The sequence below is a fragment of the Brucella cytisi genome (assembly GCF_038433355.1).
Lineage (GTDB): Bacteria > Pseudomonadota > Alphaproteobacteria > Rhizobiales > Rhizobiaceae > Brucella > Brucella cytisi.
Genome location: NZ_JBCAUP010000043.1, coordinates 1 through 16,035, shown reverse-complemented (window position 1 = coordinate 16,035; position 16,035 = coordinate 1). Strand labels below are relative to the sequence as shown.

The window sequence follows — 16,035 nt, the reverse complement described above, 5'->3', positions numbered from 1 at the left end:
GCTATGGTAGCGAACAGATAAAGGACTTAATATGAGACATAGTCTGAATTGCTTTAGCGTGAGTCCTGATAATGGCCGTTGATCCTCTAGCCGAAATCGTCACTTTGCTACAGCCTGCCGCCCGCTTCTCGAAGCTGGTGGAATGCGTGGGTTCGTGGCGAATTCGTCGTGAGGCGACAGGAGAACCTTTCTATTGCGCGATCCTGGAGGGGAGTTGCCGCGTGACGTTCGGCGGCCATCGGTCATTTGTGCTTCAGGCCGGTGACTTCGTCCTTGTGCCGGCGATGCAGGACCTGATTAACGAGAGTATCGATGCGCCGACCAATCTGTCCGCCATGTTGCCAACTCAGGTTGACGAAGGGCATTTCCGGGTGGGACGCCGTGACGGTCCCGCCGATCTGCGCATGCGGATCGGCCATTGCAGCTTCGGCGCGCCGGATTCAGCCCTACTTGTCTCGCTGTTGCCGGATGTGGTTCTCGTTCGCGATCGGCCCCGACTTGCCACGCTGATGCAGCTAGTCGATGAGGAAACGCGTGAGCAATGCGCGGCACGCGAGATCGTGCTGGAGCGGCTTCTAGAGGTGTTGTTGATCGAGGCGCTGCGATCCGGAACGGGAACTACAGCCGCGCCTGGCCTGAGTCGCGGATTGGCTGACGAACGCCTGGCAGCTGCACTTCATGCGATGCATGCTCGTCCCGCACATTCCTGGACTGTCAGCGATCTTGCAAAAGAAGCCGCACTGTCTCGTTCTGCATTCTTTGCGCGTTTCAACCACATCGTCGGCCAGTCCCCGATGGGGTATCTGCTGGCTTGGCGCATGGCGCTCGCAAAACAATTGTTGCGGAACAGGAATCTCGGAGTCGAACAGGTGGCAGAACGCGTGGGCTACGGGTCGGCAAGCACCTTCAGTGTCGCGTTTGCGCGACATGCGGGAATGCCCCCGGCTCGATATGCGCGCACGACAACCTAAGAAGCGATGATGGTCGCAATCGCCAACTGGCACCGAGGGGCGTTTTGTTCGGCCAATAGGGAAAGGGGCACGAGTGGGTCAATTTCCACGGATCAGACATCTGCTTATATGCGCAATTCCGGTCATTGGAATGATTTTCAGCCACCCAAAAGCGGACGGGTCTGCCGACACTTCAGTAAACGTTTGAAGGGGTGGGAAACGGAAAGGCAGCTTTCTGACCGGCAAAGTGTGAGAGAGATCTTCCGGTACTGCAAATGGCTGCCGGGCAAGGCGGACTCTCCCTCCCAGCGTATGCGACAGAAATGTCGAAGATTTTTTAGTGTCTGAAATCTTGACGATACAGCTAGGAATTGGGCGATAAAGGGAGGTTAGCGCCAAGGGTTATTCAAACCCGACTTTCGCATCTGTAACGGTAATCCCCGATGATTAACGGTCCCAATTCTTGAGATATTTGGCTGGCGATGTGCCGAGCGCTTTCTTGAACATAGTGATGAACGCTGACACTGATTCATATCCAAGGTCGCCAGAAACCTGCTGCACCGTTGCCCCAGCTGCAAGACTTCGGAGTGCGATGATCAACTGCAACTGCTGTCGCCAACGACCGAAAGTCAGGCCGGTCTCCTGTTGAACGAGACGAGCGAGCGAATTCTCGCTCATCGCCACTCGCTCCGCCCATTGCGCTATCGTGCTACGGTCGGAAGGATCGTCGACCAGTGCCCACGCGATGCGTCCAAGTCGAGGTTCATCCGTCAATGGCAGATGCAGATCCTCTACTGGCATACGCGGCAGAGCCGATAGAAGCAGTGTGGTGATGAGTTCAGCATCGGCCATCGCGACTGCGGACTGGTCAGCCATCTCTATGATAAGCTCCCTGACAAGCGGAGACAGGGAAAGCGTGCAGCATCGGTCTGGAAGATTGGCAGCGCCTGGTTCAATGAACAGGAAGAACAAGCGAGCATTGGCGGTCGCCACATTGCTGTGCAGCATACCCCCTGGAACCCAGACGCCACAATGAGGAGGTACCATCCAAATCCCGCTCGGAACACGACAGGTCACTCCTCCCCGCGAAGCCAGAACGAGCTGGCCCTTGCGATGGCGATGCTCGGGTGCTTCGCGTTCATTCTGCGACACATCGATCCTTACAGCACTCGCCCGCGCCGCGGACTTGTCAAGATCATTATCGTCTCGAGCCCAGGAGAGGGTCACCGGAAGTTGGCAGGATTTCGTTATCATATGGGAGAATAACTAAATTCCTCAGCCTGATTTGTCGATAAATTTTCGAATGGACATGACGTTCGGAGACCTCAATGGCATTTCAACAACACCTCCTCCCTTTGCTGAAGAGAGCAAGCTTCGTCCTCTCCAGGTTCCGTGCCCTAATGATTTCTCCGGCGACAAATACGCCGGCCATGTCATGTGTGGATCCTGCGGAAGCTTATGTGCATGCCTGCGTTGCGGCTGCGCCTTTTTGCTATGTCTCACCTGCGATCTACGGCCTCACCGGCACCATTGACGAGCGAGGCGTTACCCGGAGCAGTTCACAGCCAGGAGATAAGGTGTGAGCGTTCGGTCGATTGTCACCACCGATACGGTCGTCTTTTCAGTGAAGACATTCCTGGCAGCAATGCTTGCCTATTTCATCGCGATCAGCTTCGACCTTCCTCGACCGTTCTGGGCGGTGGCAACCGTCTACATCGTCGCTCATCCGCTTTCGGGCGCGATCTCATCGAAGTCGGTCTATCGATTGCTCGGAACCCTCATCGGCGGCGGTGCAACGATCGTCATGGTTCCGAACTTGGTGAACGAGCCGATACTGCTTTCAGCGGCGATCATTGCATGGGTATCGGCATGCACTTTCTTCAGTCTTCTGGACCGCACGCCCCGAAGCTACGTCCTGTTGCTGGCCGGATATACGGTGCTTCTTGCAGGACTGCCGTTGGTCACAGCTCCGGCGAACACGTTCGACACGGTCATGTCTCGCATTGAGGAGATCGGTCTCGCAATTATATGCGCGTCGATCGTCAGCCATGTCGTCTTTCCAGCTCATGTGGGTACCGTTCTCGTCAATCGGATCGACGGATGGATGGCCAGGGCGTGGTCGCTCCTCACAACAATGGCGGTCGGAGAATGTGGTGAAACCCAGAGCAGAGTGGCACGACTAGGCCTGGCTGCGGACGTAGCAGACTTGCGGTCATTTACAACCCATCTTCAATATGATGGCTCCAGATATCGACGTGCGATATCGTCAGTGCGATCACTGCAGCACCGCATGGTGTCTCTCCTTCCACTCTTGGCAGAAATCGAGGATTTACGACGATCACTGGTCAAGCTCAACACGCCCGGCTCGGCAGATGCTTTGTCGTTGATTGCCGCTGTCGGTTCGGCGATCGGCTCTCGATCAAAGAATCCCACAAGGAGTTTCAAGACAGAGATCGATGCGCTCGACCGTTTTGATGCGCCCCACTCTTGGGAAAAGCACCTTCTTGCCAACGCCGCTCGGAACCTGCGGGATATTCTTCGGATCTCCGACGACTGCGGTACCCTTCGCGAAGCCATAGAAGATGAGAACACAGCGAGAGCGGCTCGCCGCTTCGCTGCTGTCGACCAGACGCCAACCCAGCATCGTGACGTCGGCATGGCTTTGTTATCAGCGGTAGCAGTCGCGATTTGCCTGTCGTCATCGACCCTTTTCTGGATCGCGAGCGGTTGGTCTGACGGAATGACATTGACACAGATATCAGGCGTCCTTTGTTGCCTCCTCGCGACGATGGACGATCCGGTTCCTGCAATGCGCAAGTTTGTTGGCGTGACAATCGGCGCGTTCGTCGCAGCGTTCGTCTATGGCTTCGCGGTCCTTCCGATGATCGACGGATTTCTGCCGCTCGCCGCAGCTCTCGGACTGTTTCTGATTCCGGCTGGGATATGCCTCGCTGAGCCTTCCCTGGCCATCGTCGGGATGGGACTGTGTATAAACTTTCCTCTTCTTCTCATGCTCCAATCACACCAGAGCAGCGACTTCGTCTTATTCGTGAACACAGGAATCGCGACCATTCTTGCGATGATCTGGACGATTGTGGTCTGCAGGCTCTTCCGCTCCGTTAGGGCGGAGACAAACGCCAGAAGGCTTTTTTCCGTTGTACAGAAACATGTCACGCACCATCGCGTCATCGATGTTGCCGGCCTCTTTGCTTCCAGAGCTGCAAAACTTCCACTGAGTTCCGATGCTGCAAATGCCGACCTTACGCGGGATCTGCGGACGGGACTTCATATGATGGCTATGCAGAAGTTTGTCGATGAAGCGTCCAGCTCTATTCGCTGCAAAGCGGAAGCAGTCTTCGAAGCACTCGAAGACGTGTACGAACTGAAGTCCGGTGGCCGCCGCGGACCTTTGGAAAATGCCCTGAGGATTTTGGATGATCTTATTCTTTCCGCTCCGGGCACGATCACATCAACTGCGGAAGGGCAGCTTCTGGTGAGCGCGGTCGCTCTTCGCCTTTGCCTCGCCCCAGACGCTGATCCGCCGGTTTTAACAACACCACCTTCAGGGAGGATTGCTGTGTGACCGGACAATTCGATCTTTACGGCGTCTTCCTGCCGTTGTTCGCGGCGCTGGCCCTTTTCGCGTACGGCGTGTTCCGCGTTCTCGCGTCGGTTCTCGACAAGGACGGATTTTACCGACTGGTATGGCATCGCCCTCTGTTCAATCTAGCGATCTACGTCACCCTCCTGGCTGGGTTTTCAGTCGCTTTCAACTGGTTTCAAAGATGAAGAATGTCACCATCATTTCCGCACGGGTCTTTTTGACACTTTCTATGGTCGGCTGCGCAGCGGTACTGAGCTGGCACCTATGGTCCTTCTACATGGAAGCGCCATGGACGCGCGACGCTCACATCCGTGCTGATATCGTGCGTTTCGCGCCAGATGTCTCCGGCCCCGTCACTGAGGTTCTGGTGTCGGACAACGCTCGGGTGGAGAAAGGGACGCCGCTGTTCCGTATAGAAACAGACCGATTCAAGCTTGTACTCCGCGAAGCGGAAGCTCAGACGCAGAGCATGAAGGCCGCGGCGGAGCTGGCGAAGACGGATTTCGAACGATATCAACTGCTAGCCTCTAAAGAAGCCGTCAGCCTAAAGCAGCGGCAGCAGGCGGAAAGCCAGATGCATCAGGCAAACGCAGCGTATCAATCAGCACTTGCAGCGCGGGATCTGGCCAGACTCGACCTTGAACGGACAACCGTGAAGGCACCGGCATCAGGGGCGATCACCAATTTCTCTCTGCGCAGGGGAAACTATGTTTCTGCTGGAAGTCCGGTCGGTGTGCTGGTTGAAAGAGAATCCATCTATATCGCAGGATATTTCGAAGAGACGAAGCTTCCCAGAATCCACGTCAACGATCTGGTGAGGATCGATATTATGGGTGAGCCGGAACCGGTGATCGGACATGTCGCTAGCATCTCCGCCGGTATCGAGGATCGGGAGCGAAGCGACTCTGTCGGCTCCCTCGCAAGCGTGGCTCCGACATTCTCATGGGTCCGTCTGGCCCAGAGGATTCCGGTACGGATCGAGATCGATGACATTCCCGATGCCGTCCGGCTCATTGCGGGTCGCACTGCAACAGTGACGATTGAACCGAAGGGCAACTAATAATGTGAACTTATCTGACCCGGCGAAAGGCATAATCCGGTCGATATTATTATCCTGTCGAAAGTTTCCAAAAACCTGCGACTGTCAATTGCCATCTAATCTGCAGCGAGGAAGCTGAATAAAATAATGTCTCCAATGAGGGTCGAAAGCTGCTGGTCAGTAACGCGCGCCCATTTCAATCAATAGCGTAGGATTCCCACAAGTTCCACAGCGGTCATTGCGCTTTCCTGCATAAGTCCTGCAGTCTGTGTCGTGATAAAACCGGTTGCATTGTGCAATTTGTTTTGCGACCCTGCGATGATGAAGATGCGGTCCAATTGCCCAATCAACCTGGCCGCAGAGGTGCTTGGTGATACCTGGAGCTTGGTAATCCTGCGGGACATCATGTTCGGGAATCGGCGGTCGTTTCGCGACATCCTCAGTAATTCGCTCGAAGGGATCGCGACTAACATTCTCGGAGCCAAACTCAAGAAATTGGTTGCAGAGGGCCTGCTAGCGGGTTCCGATGATCCGAACCACAAGCAGCGGACGACAGCCTGACCGAAAAGTCGATAGCTCTGCTCCCGGCGCTGGTTGCACTCGGTGCCTGGGGAAGACAGTTCCTCCCTACAACACCGGAATTGGCGGTCCGCATTCAAGTGCTCGAAGAAGGGGGGCAGGCGTTGCAGGACGCATTTATGGCCAAACTGCGAGAGCGCCATCTCGGTATACCGAATCCCAATAACGGACCCTCCGTGTCGGACCGTCTGCGGGCTGCCTATGACGCCACTGTGGCCAAAGGCACAGATCAAACTCACTGGAAGGAAACGAGACCATGCCCAGGTTCATCACAATCGGATATGCTGACCGGGAGGGTTACGACCGTACGCCCCACCACGTCAGGGACGCTGCCCATGCACAGGACGAAAAACTGCGGTCCGAAGGCGCAGTGATGGGAATTGCTGGCAATCCGGTGCAAGTCCGCAATCCAGAGGCCTGTGGCATGGAAACTCGCGATGGACCGTTCATGTCGTCGGCCTTGCCGATTGCGGGCTTCGCCATCATTGAGGCCACCGATCTGGCCGCCGCCATTGAGAAGGTTTCGCACGTGCCCTGTGCTGTGGCGCATGGCGTCGTTGAGGTTTGGCCCTTAAAAGAGACGACCTGATCTGCTCGCAGCTTGCTCAGCAGGATGCTGTGGCGAAAATCCCGGAGACTGTTCAAAAACTCCCTCAATGATTCCAGAGGATAGGCAGCTGTGGTAAGATTTGCCATGGCTCACCTTTCAGGAACGGATCGCTCGCAACTGCTGCTTCTGCCGGAAGCGGTTGACGATTATGTGGGGCTGGACAACCCGGTCCGCTTCTTTGAGGCCTTTGTCAACGGCCTCGATCTCAAGGCTGCCGAAGGATACCGGTCGGCCGAGCTTCGATCCCGCCGATTTGCTCAAGTTGTACACATATGGCTATCTCAACCGCGTTCGGTCGAGCCGGCGGCTGGAGACGGAATGCCATCGCAACATCGAGGTGATCTGGCTGCTGCGGCACCTGAAACCGGATTTCCGCACGATCGCGGCATTTCGGTGGATCAACCGTTCGACCTTCAGGAGCGTGTTTCGCGAATACAACTATGAACACTGCCATGAATGAGAACGGCATACTAACGGCGGTCCTTCTTCCCGGGCTCGACGGGACGGGACTTCTACTGTCAGATTTCGCCAAATTACTGGAATCTCATTTCAGCGTGAAGGTGGTGCGCTATCCAACTCACCAGCCCTTCGATTACGATGACCTTATGGGACTAGTGCGGACGCAACTTCCCACAGGCGATTACATCGTGATTGGTGAATCCTTTTCTGGCCCACTCGCACTACGCCTTGCGCAGGAAGAACCCGCTGGATTGAAAGGAGTGGTTCTCGGCGCATCCTTTGCGAGACTCGATCTGCCGGCAAAGCCGGTGCTGTCGTACCTGGCCAATCTCATTTCTCCGCGCCTTGTTCCGACAAGCATGCTTACGCATTTTTTGTTGGGGCGCAGTGCAACCCCTGAGTTACGAAGACACCTCAAGCAAGCGCTTGCGATCGTTGACCCTCTGGTGCTGAGCATTCGTGCGCGGGCCGCGCTAAAGGTTGACTATCTGGATTCACCTCAGACCGTTCTACAGCCCGTTCTCTATTTGCGCGCGAATGCGGATCGGTTAGTGCCGAAATCAGCGGCGCAGCATTTGAGTAAGATCGTACCCGATTTACGTATTCACGACATTGCAGCCCCGCATTTTCTGTTTCAAGTTGCGCCTTACGAATGCGCGGCGGCGATCAATTATTTTCGGCAACAAATCAGTACAAGCATAGCGTAGATGACAAGCGACGGAGCGGGCGAGGCTTGAACTTTAACGTCTTGATGTCCCCTTGATGGAGTCTTGTTGCAAAACGCCCTGATCTTTGCGACGGGTTTGATCCAAGACGATAGCGACCTGCAAGGTCCGCTTTGAGCGTCCTCACCTCCAGCGATGAACGGCAGAGATTAAGGTCGAAAGCCGCTGTTCGGTAACGCGCCTTCATTTCAGATATTATCGTAGCCTTCACACTTTCCTCAAAGCAGTCGTTCCATCTATTTTCCCAGAGAAATCAGTACCTGTGTTTGCGTTCCGTGTTTTAAGAATTACGTGACAGGAAATTTTCAGATTATATGAACCAACGTCCCACTGACGGCCAGGACCGCGACGACGATCCACGGCTGGACTTTCCAGACGGTGAGTAGGAGAAACCCGGCCAACGCTAATGCGAAATCCCGTGGTGAAAAAACCGCGCTTGTCCAAACCGGGTCGTAGAGGGCTGCGCCCAGGATGCCGACGACGGCGGCGTTCGCGCCACGCATGGCTGCCTGAGCGATCGGTCGCAATCGCAACGCATCCCAATAGGGGAGCATTCCGTAGACCAGTAGAAGACCCGGCAGGAAGATCGCAACGACCGCGATGGAAGCGCCCGCTAGACCATTGGGCATCGGCCCCATGACCGCGCCGAGATAGGCGGAAAAGGTGAATAGCGGTCCTGGTACGGCCTGCGCCAGGCCATAACCGACCAGAAAGGGTTCGTTCGTGACCCAACCAGGTGTCACCACCTGAGCTTGCAGCAAGGGGAGCACGACATGTCCTCCTCCGAATACCAAAGCGCCGGAATGGTAAAAAGCGTCAAAAAGTGCCACCGCCTGATGGCCGGTCGTCATGACCAGCAACGGCGGGATCACGAAAAGTGCAGCAAACAGAAAGAGAGCTACCGCCCCGTTGCGACGCGAAACCGGAAAGCGGAGATGGCCTGTTGGCTTGGAAAGTTCGTTGCGGCAGAGCCAGAGCCCGGCGATGGCGCCTAGCGCAATCGCACCGATCTGGCCGAATGAGCCGCCAATGAAAACTACTATGGCGATCCCGGCCAAAGCAATTCCGGCGCGTTCCCGATCGGGGGTGAGGTGCCCCAGATCGCCTGCGCGACCACGGCGACTGCGACCAGCTTCAAGCCGTGCAACACGCCTTCCGCAGCAGCTCCAGTAAATGCCGCTGCGCTGAGTGCGAGGGCAAACAGGATTGCGACCGACGGCATCGTGAAAGCGAGCCAGGCGGCGAAACCGCCGAGCAACCCATTGCCGCGCAGGACACCGAGCGAGAATCCAACCTGGCTCGAAGCTGGCCCGGGTAAGAACTGACAGAGTGCGACTAGATCGGCATAGCCTTCCTCGTCGATCCACTTGCGGCGCACCACCAGTTCATCGCGGAAGTATCCAAGATGAGCGATTGGCCCACCGAAGGATGTCAGCCCGAGTTTGAGAAACACTCGAAAGACTTCAAGAGCCGATCCGGCGGCCGGTTGCGCGGCACGGGCTGAATTATCGTGTGCGGTCATCACGATCTCCGGACGATGCAAACGTTGTCAATGGAGTGAACGCAGGTAAATGGACTCAGCGATGTTCTAGCATCTCGCCGATCAACTCGCGGACCTTGCCGCGTGCCATCTCCAGTGCCTCCCGACCGAGTGGCGTTGCTCGATAGATGTGCCGGACGGAACGGCCCGCACGCTGCTTCTCGGAAATGAGATAGCCCTTCTTCTCCATCGAACGCAGCATCGGATAGAGCGTCCCGGCACTCAGCTTGTATCCATGATTGGCCAATTCTTCGATCATACACTGTCCATAGACCTCGCCTTCGACCGCATGATGCAGAACGTGAAGGCGAATGAGTCCATTCAGCAGATCTTGATGTTCCATATGCCCACATGATCCCAATGCATCCATTCCATCGAGTATCGTTATCGAATTTCGATAATATAGAGTGACTATGTCACGGCGATGAACGAATTGCACGCCCGGCAAACTGGCAGAAGCAGGCGATGTGGACATAGCAGAAAGTCCCTCGATGGTTTGAAATGGGCGGTCTGCGGCTTGGTTTGGGCCTCGATTGTTACTGTATCGATCTGCTTGATTCTTCCGGGTTGGGCGAAATGCGCTTTACTGCCGTGATTTCGTTCCAACCACGTTTTCCTGTAAGCTGACATCAACGAAGCAACTTCAATCCTGTGAGCATCGCGACGCCTAAAGCGGCAGCAAAAGCTAGAATAGTGAGGCTCCAGCTCGCACCAAAGTTCGTTATACTGGAAGCCATCGCTAACGGTGCAGTGGCGGATACGATTAATCTGGCTGATATGATTTTGCCCTGCATGGAACCGTAACCATCACTGCCGAACAGTGACAAAGGCAAGGTTCCGGAGACAATACTGAAGAGGCCGTTTCCAAAGCCAAAAAGGCAGGCAAACATCATCGTCGCAATAATGGACGGAGCTCCGAATAACAGAACAATGAGGGCTAGACCCATCAATGAGGCCGAGACAACTGCCAGATTGATCGGCGCAAGGTTCTTGCCCCCGAGCATGTTGATCAGGCGGCTTGCCACCTGAGATGGTCCGAACATCGCGCCAATAAAGGCTGCAGAACCTGCAAGACCGAGCGCACCCAAAATCGGCATCATATGGACCAGAATAGCCGCTGCAACGAGAGTCTGCGTCGAGAATGCGACGAGAACCAGCAGGAAACCTTTACGCCGTTTATGGGCAGGCAGATCACCTGAACAGGCGGCTGCGACTGTTCCATTCGTTGAGCGGTTCCGACCACTCTTTGCAATAGAACGCGCGAGCATAAGGTGTACCGGCACGCAGAGAAACAAATGGAGGCAAGCGAACAGCAAATAGGTCTGTTGCCAGGTGAGCCAATGCTGAAGTGTTGTTGTGATAGGCCAGAAAATTGTCGAGGCAAAGCCTGCAATCAGTGTCAGATAGGTGATGCTACGCTGGGCAACATTTGGCGCCAATTGCACCAATAATGCAAAGGCTGCTCCATACTGGACGAGGTTTGCGGCGGTTTCGATGATCGTCAGCGTGCCTGCAAACACTAACACATTTGAAGAAAATGAACACAGTATGAGAGCGACGGCGGCCAGTATCGAACCTATCGTCATCATGCGACCTGCGCCGTAACGATCAATCCATTTGCCTAGCCAGGGAGCCAGGAATCCTCCTGCCAGCAGGGCGACTGACAGTGCTCCGAAAATCCATTCGTTGGAAACGGAGAAGTCCCGCGCCATGGACGGCGCGAGAATGCTAAAGGAATAATATAAAGTGCCGTAACCGATATTCTGGGTCAGTCCGAGACCGGCAATGGCCGCAATGGGAAGCCGTTCAGCGCTCATATTGATTTCAACGAAACACGCTTTTCGAGTTTGACCGCTTCTTCCTTGCGCTCGCTATAACGGTCTGTGAGGTGATCCGAGATGCCACGCGTCAGAAGTGTAAACTTCATTAGCTCTTCCATCACATCGATCACGCGATCATAGAACGATGAAGGTTTCATCCGTCCAGCGTCGTCAAATTCCTGCCATGCCTTTGCGACGGATGATTGGTTTGGAATGGTGATCATTCGCATCCAGCGCCCAAGAATGCGCATCTGATTGACAGCGTTGAAGCTCTGCGATCCGCCTGAAACCTGCATCAATGCCAGAGTTCGGCCCTGCGTCGGACGAATTGCTCCACCCGGCAATGGAATCCAGTCGATCTGCGATTTCATGACGGCGCTCATGGCTCCATGACGTTCTGGACTGGTCCAGACTTGCCCTTCTGACCAAAGCATTGCCTCACGCAATTCCTGAACCTTCGGATGCTCTGCTGAACCGTCGTCTGGCAAAGGAAGACCATCGGCATGAAAGATACGCGTTTCAGCCCCCATCGCATCGAGAAGGCGCTGCGCTTCCAGCGTCAGAAACCGACTATAGGAACGATCGCGAAGTGAGCCATAGAGCAAAAGAATACGAGGTCTATGCTTTGGAAAGTCGACGCGTAGTGCATCCAGATCGGGCAATGCGAAGGAATTTTGATCGAGGTTCGGCAGGTCCATGTCAGCGGGACTTTCTTTCATAGGTGATGACTTCTCCGTCCTCTTTGGTGAATGACGACACCGGGTTTTCCAGAATGTCGAGAACCAGTTCTGACGGACGGCACAGTCTGGTGCCGAGTGGCGTTTCCACGATTGGACGATTGATCAGGATAGGATGCGCCATCATGAAGTCGACCAGTTCATCATCGGTCCATTTGGGATCGGACAATCCCAGTTCGGCATATGGTGTGCCTTTCTCGCGAAGGAGCTGACGAGGTGTCATCGCCATTGCTTGAAGCAATTCGACCAGTCGTTCTCGCGGCGACGGATTTTGCACATATTCGATGACAACAGGCTCTTCGCCGCTGGCACGGATCATCGCCAATGTGTTGCGAGACGTGCCGCATTTCGGATTGTGATAGATCGTAACTGACATCAGAGTTTTCCTGTTTCGGTGACGGGCTTTTGATTGGAACCGCGTTCGTACCAGCCCTTGGAACGGTTCACGATCCAGACAACGGAGAGCATGACAGGCACTTCAACAAGAACGCCAACAACTGTTGCAAGTGCTGCGCCAGATGAGAAGCCGAAAAGGCTGATTGCGGCTGCTACTGCCAGTTCGAAGAAGTTGGATGCGCCAATCAAAGCCGACGGACCAGCAACGCAATGTTGCTCGCCTGAAATTCGGTTCAACAGATAGGCGAGGCCAGAATTGAAATAAACCTGGATGAGGATTGGCACGGCCAGCATCGCTATGATCATGGGCTGTGCGATGATCTGCTCTCCCTGAAACCCGAATAGCAGTACGAGTGTCGCCAAAAGCGCAATCAGAGACAGCGGCTGTAGTGTCTTCAGCATTGCATCGAAGGCTCGTTGTCCTCCGCTGGCGAGAATGCTTCTGCGCAGGATTTGAGCGATAATCACCGGAATGACGATATAGAGGACAACCGACAAAACGAGCGTATCCCACGGGACGGTAATTGCCGACAGTCCGAGCAGTAACCCGACGATAGGGGCAAATGCCACAACCATGATCGCATCGTTCAGTGCGACCTGCGACAGCGTGAAATGCGGCTCGCCCTTGGTCAGGTTGGACCAGACGAACACCATTGCCGTGCAAGGGGCGGCCGCCAGAATAATCAGCCCGGCAATGTAGGAATCGATCTGGTCTGCAGGCAGATGAGGGCGAAACAGCCAGCCGATAAATAGCCAACCGAGAAGTGCCATAGAGAATGGTTTGACGGCCCAGTTTATAAAGAGCGTGACGCCGATACCACGCCAGTGCTCAGTGACCTGTCTCAATGCGCTGAAATCGATCTTCAGCAACATGGGGATGATCATGAGCCAGATGAGAATAGCGACTGGAATGTTGACCCTGGCGACTTCAGCAGACCCGATTGCATGGAATACTGTCGGAAATAGATGGCCAAGAGCTACGCCAGCGACAATGCAAAGAGCCACCCAGACAGTCAGATAACGTTCGAATGTGGACATCAGTTGTTCTCCACATTTGTCTGTGTGCTACCTTCCATGGTGCCGATTTCTTTCAGATGATTTTGAAGCGCCATGCGGTCTATCGTGGCGTGAGGAAGGCTCAGGAATGCTGATATCCGGTTCTTCATAAAGCGGGCCGCCTGTGCAAAGGCACGCTGTTTTTCCGCGTTATTTCCTTCGACAGCGGCGGGGTCTTCAATGCCCCAGTGGGCTGTCATCGGATGGCCGATCCAGACAGGACAGGCTTCTCCGGCAGCGTTATCGCAGACAGTGAAAATGAAATCCATCTGAGGGGCGTCGGCACCTGAAAACACGTCCCAGCTTTTTGAGCTCAGGTTCTCGGTCGAATAGCCGAGAGCGCCCAGTTCCTTGATTGCGAGAGGATGAACGTCGCCTTTTGGCCGACTACCAGCCGAATAGGCGTGAAAACGCCCTTCGTCGTCCTTGTTCAGAATTGCTTCGCCCAAAATTGAGCGTGCGGAATTGCCCGTGCACAAGAAGAGCACGTTGTAGACCCGATCCGTCATTTTATCAGTCCGTTTGTGTAAGGCCGAATTCAGCGGCCTTGTGTTACTGGGCGACCGTCTTTGGTTCGCAACAGGGTGTCAGGCTTTTTATAAGAGGTGCACAGAGCTCGGCACTGCCGCCACAGCAGTCCTTGATCATGAAAAGGGTCAGTTCTCGAAATCGATCGAGATCAGCGCGATAGATGATCGAACGGCTTTGACGTTCGCCTTTCACCAGACCAGAACGAGACAGCGTCGCGAGATGAGCAGACATCGTATTCTGTGGCACATCCAGCATACGCGCCAATTCACCGGCGGGGATTCCCGCGGGTTCGTGCCTCACCAACAGCCGGAAGGTATCGAGCCTTGTCGATTGGGCGAGGGCGGCCAGCGCCGTAATTGCGTCTTCGTTTTCCATATATCTAGAATATTGGATATAATGGGGTTGTCAATAGGCAAAGCTGTTTCAACATGTTGTTGCCAATTGGTAAAGTTGTCGAAACCGATCGAGCTTACATCATAAACTGACAGTCTGGTTAAGTCCTCTTAGCTGTCTGTAGGTAATGCGCCTCCATTCCAGTCATTAGCGTAGCATTCTCACGCGTTTCAAAGCGGTCGTTCCGCTTATCATGCTTTCAACGATCGTTGAGGGTGACAAGAGGGCTGGCAGATGCTGGAAGCCCTGTCGGTGAAGTGGCCGCTCTGGGTTTGAGCTACGTCCAATCCTTTACCCTGCGTAATTTGATCCTGCTCGTCTGCAAGGTTGTTCTTCGAAGAAATCTCGGTGGACGCAGACAGTCGAGTGCACGCAACTCAACCTCGCAAGTTGTCTGACGTAATGGATAAATTCAATTAGTGACAATTACAGCGTTTTCGAATTCATGTATTCTGTATGTGTTTGTCGTCAATCGCCATTTAATTGTTCTTTTCATGGCTGGGATCGTGACATTGCAGAGATTGATCGTAACGGGCCCAAATGGCGCGGGAAAAAGCTACCTCGCGGCAAAATTGGCGGCAGTTCGTCCCGATGTGCCAATTATCTCCTTTGACAACATTAAGCTCATCAAAAACTGGGAACAACGTCCAAAATCACAAATTGAGGTCAAACTGCTTCAGGCTTTGCAAAGTGACGCATGGATATTGGAGGGTGGTCCAAGCTTATTTTCTTACGCAATACCATATGCTGACAGTCTAATCTGGCTAGAGCGTTTCCGTTTTTCTCTGAATCGAATGCGCTTCCCAAATCAGTTTTGTTCTGATTCACTGATGCTGGCTGGATGGAGGCCAGCGTTGGATGACCGCACCGATATCGAATGATCTTCGAGAGCGCGTTATTGCCGCCGTGCTGAGTGGCGAAAGCGTTCGTTCAGTGGCGACGCGGTTTGAAATTGCCGCATCTTCAGTCGTAAAATGGTCCCAGCGCCATCGTGCGACCGGATCGGTTCATCCCGGCAAGATGGGCGGCCACCGCAAGCGGATACTCGAACCGCATCGTGATATCATTGTGCAACGGCTCGCCGAGAACCCACACCTGACACTCCATGGCCTGAAGGCGGCGTTGACCGAGCGGGGTATTTCCGTCTCGCACAATACGATCTGGGAATTCATTCGCAGTGAAGGGCTGCGCTTCAAAAAAAACACTATTCGCCCTTGAGCAAGCTCGTGCCGACGTCGCTCGCAAAAGACAGCGCTGGAAGACCCTGCAAAATCACCTTGATCCCGAACGGCTGGTCTTCATTGATGAGACCTGGATCAAGACCAACATGTCGCCGATCAGAGGCTGGGGTCCAAAAGGCAAGCGACTGCGGGCATTTGCACCGCATGGCCACTGGCGCACGCTGACATTCCTGGGCGCTTTGAGAAACGATCAGCTTACAGCACCCTGTGTCTTCGACGGACCGATGAACGGCCAGTGTTTCCGCGCCTATGTCGAGCAGCAGTTGGTCCCGGTGCTCAAGCCAGGCGACATTGTCGTCATGGACAATCTCGGCAGCCATAAGTCGGCAACCATCCGTCAATTGATCAAAGCCGC

Annotated in this window: 15 protein-coding genes and 4 pseudogenes; 10 read left to right on the top strand and 9 right to left on the bottom strand. The window is 54.6% G+C overall.

Translation table 11 applies throughout. The features are described 5' to 3' along the window. Positions 1 to 71: 71 nt before the first annotated feature. Entirely contained in the window at positions 72 to 971 is a 900-nt protein-coding gene (locus AAE521_RS25600) for an AraC family transcriptional regulator (RefSeq protein ID WP_043061642.1), read from the top strand. Positions 972 to 1,397: 426 nt separating this feature from the next. Here AAE521_RS25600 and AAE521_RS25595 read toward each other — a convergent pair whose 3' ends face one another. After that, the gene (locus AAE521_RS25595) at positions 1,398 to 2,204 is read right to left on the bottom strand and encodes an AraC family transcriptional regulator (RefSeq protein ID WP_071630246.1); all 807 of its coding nucleotides are present in this window, start codon (positions 2,202 to 2,204) and stop codon (positions 1,398 to 1,400) included. Positions 2,205 to 2,529: 325 nt separating this feature from the next. Here AAE521_RS25595 and AAE521_RS25590 point away from each other — a divergent pair, with 325 nt between their 5' ends. The 7 genes and pseudogenes from AAE521_RS25590 to AAE521_RS25560 all read left to right on the top strand — a co-directional run bounded on the left by AAE521_RS25590 (position 2,530) and on the right by AAE521_RS25560 (position 7,948). Beyond that, a complete protein-coding gene (locus tag AAE521_RS25590; RefSeq protein WP_342062901.1) occupies positions 2,530 to 4,533 on the top strand; it encodes an FUSC family protein in 2,004 nt (667 codons plus the stop codon). Next, positions 4,530 to 4,739: a DUF1656 domain-containing protein gene (locus tag AAE521_RS25585; RefSeq protein WP_036589334.1), complete on the top strand. Its 210-nt coding sequence runs from the start codon at positions 4,530 to 4,532 to the stop codon at positions 4,737 to 4,739. The genes AAE521_RS25590 and AAE521_RS25585 overlap by 4 nt, the downstream gene beginning before the upstream one ends. Then, complete coding sequence (locus tag AAE521_RS25580; RefSeq protein WP_342062900.1) at positions 4,736 to 5,614, top strand: efflux RND transporter periplasmic adaptor subunit; 879 nt, start codon at positions 4,736 to 4,738, stop codon at positions 5,612 to 5,614. Before AAE521_RS25585 ends, AAE521_RS25580 begins: the two co-directional genes overlap by 4 nt. A gap of 300 nt (positions 5,615 to 5,914) precedes the next feature. Then, positions 5,915 to 6,405, top strand: a pseudogene (locus AAE521_RS25575) (winged helix-turn-helix transcriptional regulator); the annotation flags it as partial. A gap of 23 nt (positions 6,406 to 6,428) precedes the next feature. Continuing rightward, positions 6,429 to 6,761 carry a YciI family protein gene (locus AAE521_RS25570; RefSeq protein WP_151616527.1) on the top strand — a complete coding sequence of 111 codons (333 nt, stop codon included), beginning with the start codon at positions 6,429 to 6,431 and terminating at the stop codon, positions 6,759 to 6,761. A 105-nt stretch (positions 6,762 to 6,866) separates the two neighbouring features. Then, positions 6,867 to 7,221 (top strand): annotated as a pseudogene (locus AAE521_RS25565) (transposase); the annotation flags it as partial. Between the two features lie 13 nt (positions 7,222 to 7,234). Then, a complete protein-coding gene (locus AAE521_RS25560) occupies positions 7,235 to 7,948 on the top strand; it encodes an alpha/beta fold hydrolase (protein WP_342062899.1) in 714 nt (237 codons plus the stop codon). A 323-nt stretch (positions 7,949 to 8,271) separates the two neighbouring features. Here the strand turns inward: AAE521_RS25560 and chrA are convergent. From chrA to AAE521_RS25520, 8 genes and pseudogenes are all read right to left on the bottom strand, one after another. Then, a pseudogene (gene chrA, locus AAE521_RS25555) lies at positions 8,272 to 9,488 on the bottom strand (chromate efflux transporter). 55 nt (positions 9,489 to 9,543) lie between these two features. Further along, positions 9,544 to 9,849 carry a helix-turn-helix transcriptional regulator gene (locus AAE521_RS25550; protein ID WP_029928406.1) on the bottom strand — a complete coding sequence of 102 codons (306 nt, stop codon included), beginning with the start codon at positions 9,847 to 9,849 and terminating at the stop codon, positions 9,544 to 9,546. A 286-nt stretch (positions 9,850 to 10,135) separates the two neighbouring features. Further along, positions 10,136 to 11,323, bottom strand: a complete 1,188-nt coding sequence (gene arsK, locus AAE521_RS25545) for an arsenite efflux MFS transporter ArsK (protein ID WP_342062898.1) — start codon at positions 11,321 to 11,323, stop codon at positions 10,136 to 10,138. After that, on the bottom strand, positions 11,320 to 12,045 hold the full coding sequence (arsH, locus tag AAE521_RS25540) for an arsenical resistance protein ArsH (RefSeq protein WP_342062897.1): 726 nt from the start codon (positions 12,043 to 12,045) through the stop codon (positions 11,320 to 11,322). Before arsH ends, arsK begins: the two co-directional genes overlap by 4 nt. Then, positions 12,026 to 12,439, bottom strand: coding sequence for an arsenate reductase (glutaredoxin) (gene arsC / locus AAE521_RS25535; protein WP_342062896.1), 414 nt, complete (start codon positions 12,437 to 12,439; stop codon positions 12,026 to 12,028). Before arsC ends, arsH begins: the two co-directional genes overlap by 20 nt. Further along, positions 12,439 to 13,497, bottom strand: coding sequence for an ACR3 family arsenite efflux transporter (gene arsB / locus AAE521_RS25530; RefSeq protein ID WP_342062895.1), 1,059 nt, complete (start codon positions 13,495 to 13,497; stop codon positions 12,439 to 12,441). The genes arsC and arsB overlap by 1 nt, the downstream gene beginning before the upstream one ends. After that, a complete protein-coding gene (locus AAE521_RS25525) occupies positions 13,497 to 14,024 on the bottom strand; it encodes an arsenate reductase ArsC (RefSeq protein ID WP_342062894.1) in 528 nt (175 codons plus the stop codon). Before AAE521_RS25525 ends, arsB begins: the two co-directional genes overlap by 1 nt. 43 nt (positions 14,025 to 14,067) lie before the next feature. Next, a complete protein-coding gene (locus tag AAE521_RS25520; RefSeq protein WP_342062893.1) occupies positions 14,068 to 14,421 on the bottom strand; it encodes an ArsR/SmtB family transcription factor in 354 nt (117 codons plus the stop codon). A 437-nt stretch (positions 14,422 to 14,858) separates the two neighbouring features. Between AAE521_RS25520 and AAE521_RS25515 the strand changes: the two genes are divergently transcribed. Both AAE521_RS25515 and AAE521_RS25510 read left to right on the top strand, forming a co-directional pair. Further along, positions 14,859 to 15,320, top strand: coding sequence for a P-loop NTPase family protein (locus AAE521_RS25515; RefSeq protein ID WP_342062892.1), 462 nt, complete (start codon positions 14,859 to 14,861; stop codon positions 15,318 to 15,320). Beyond that, a pseudogene (locus tag AAE521_RS25510) lies at positions 15,298 to 16,035 on the top strand (IS630 family transposase); the annotation flags it as partial. The gene AAE521_RS25515 and the pseudogene AAE521_RS25510, both read left to right, overlap by 23 nt.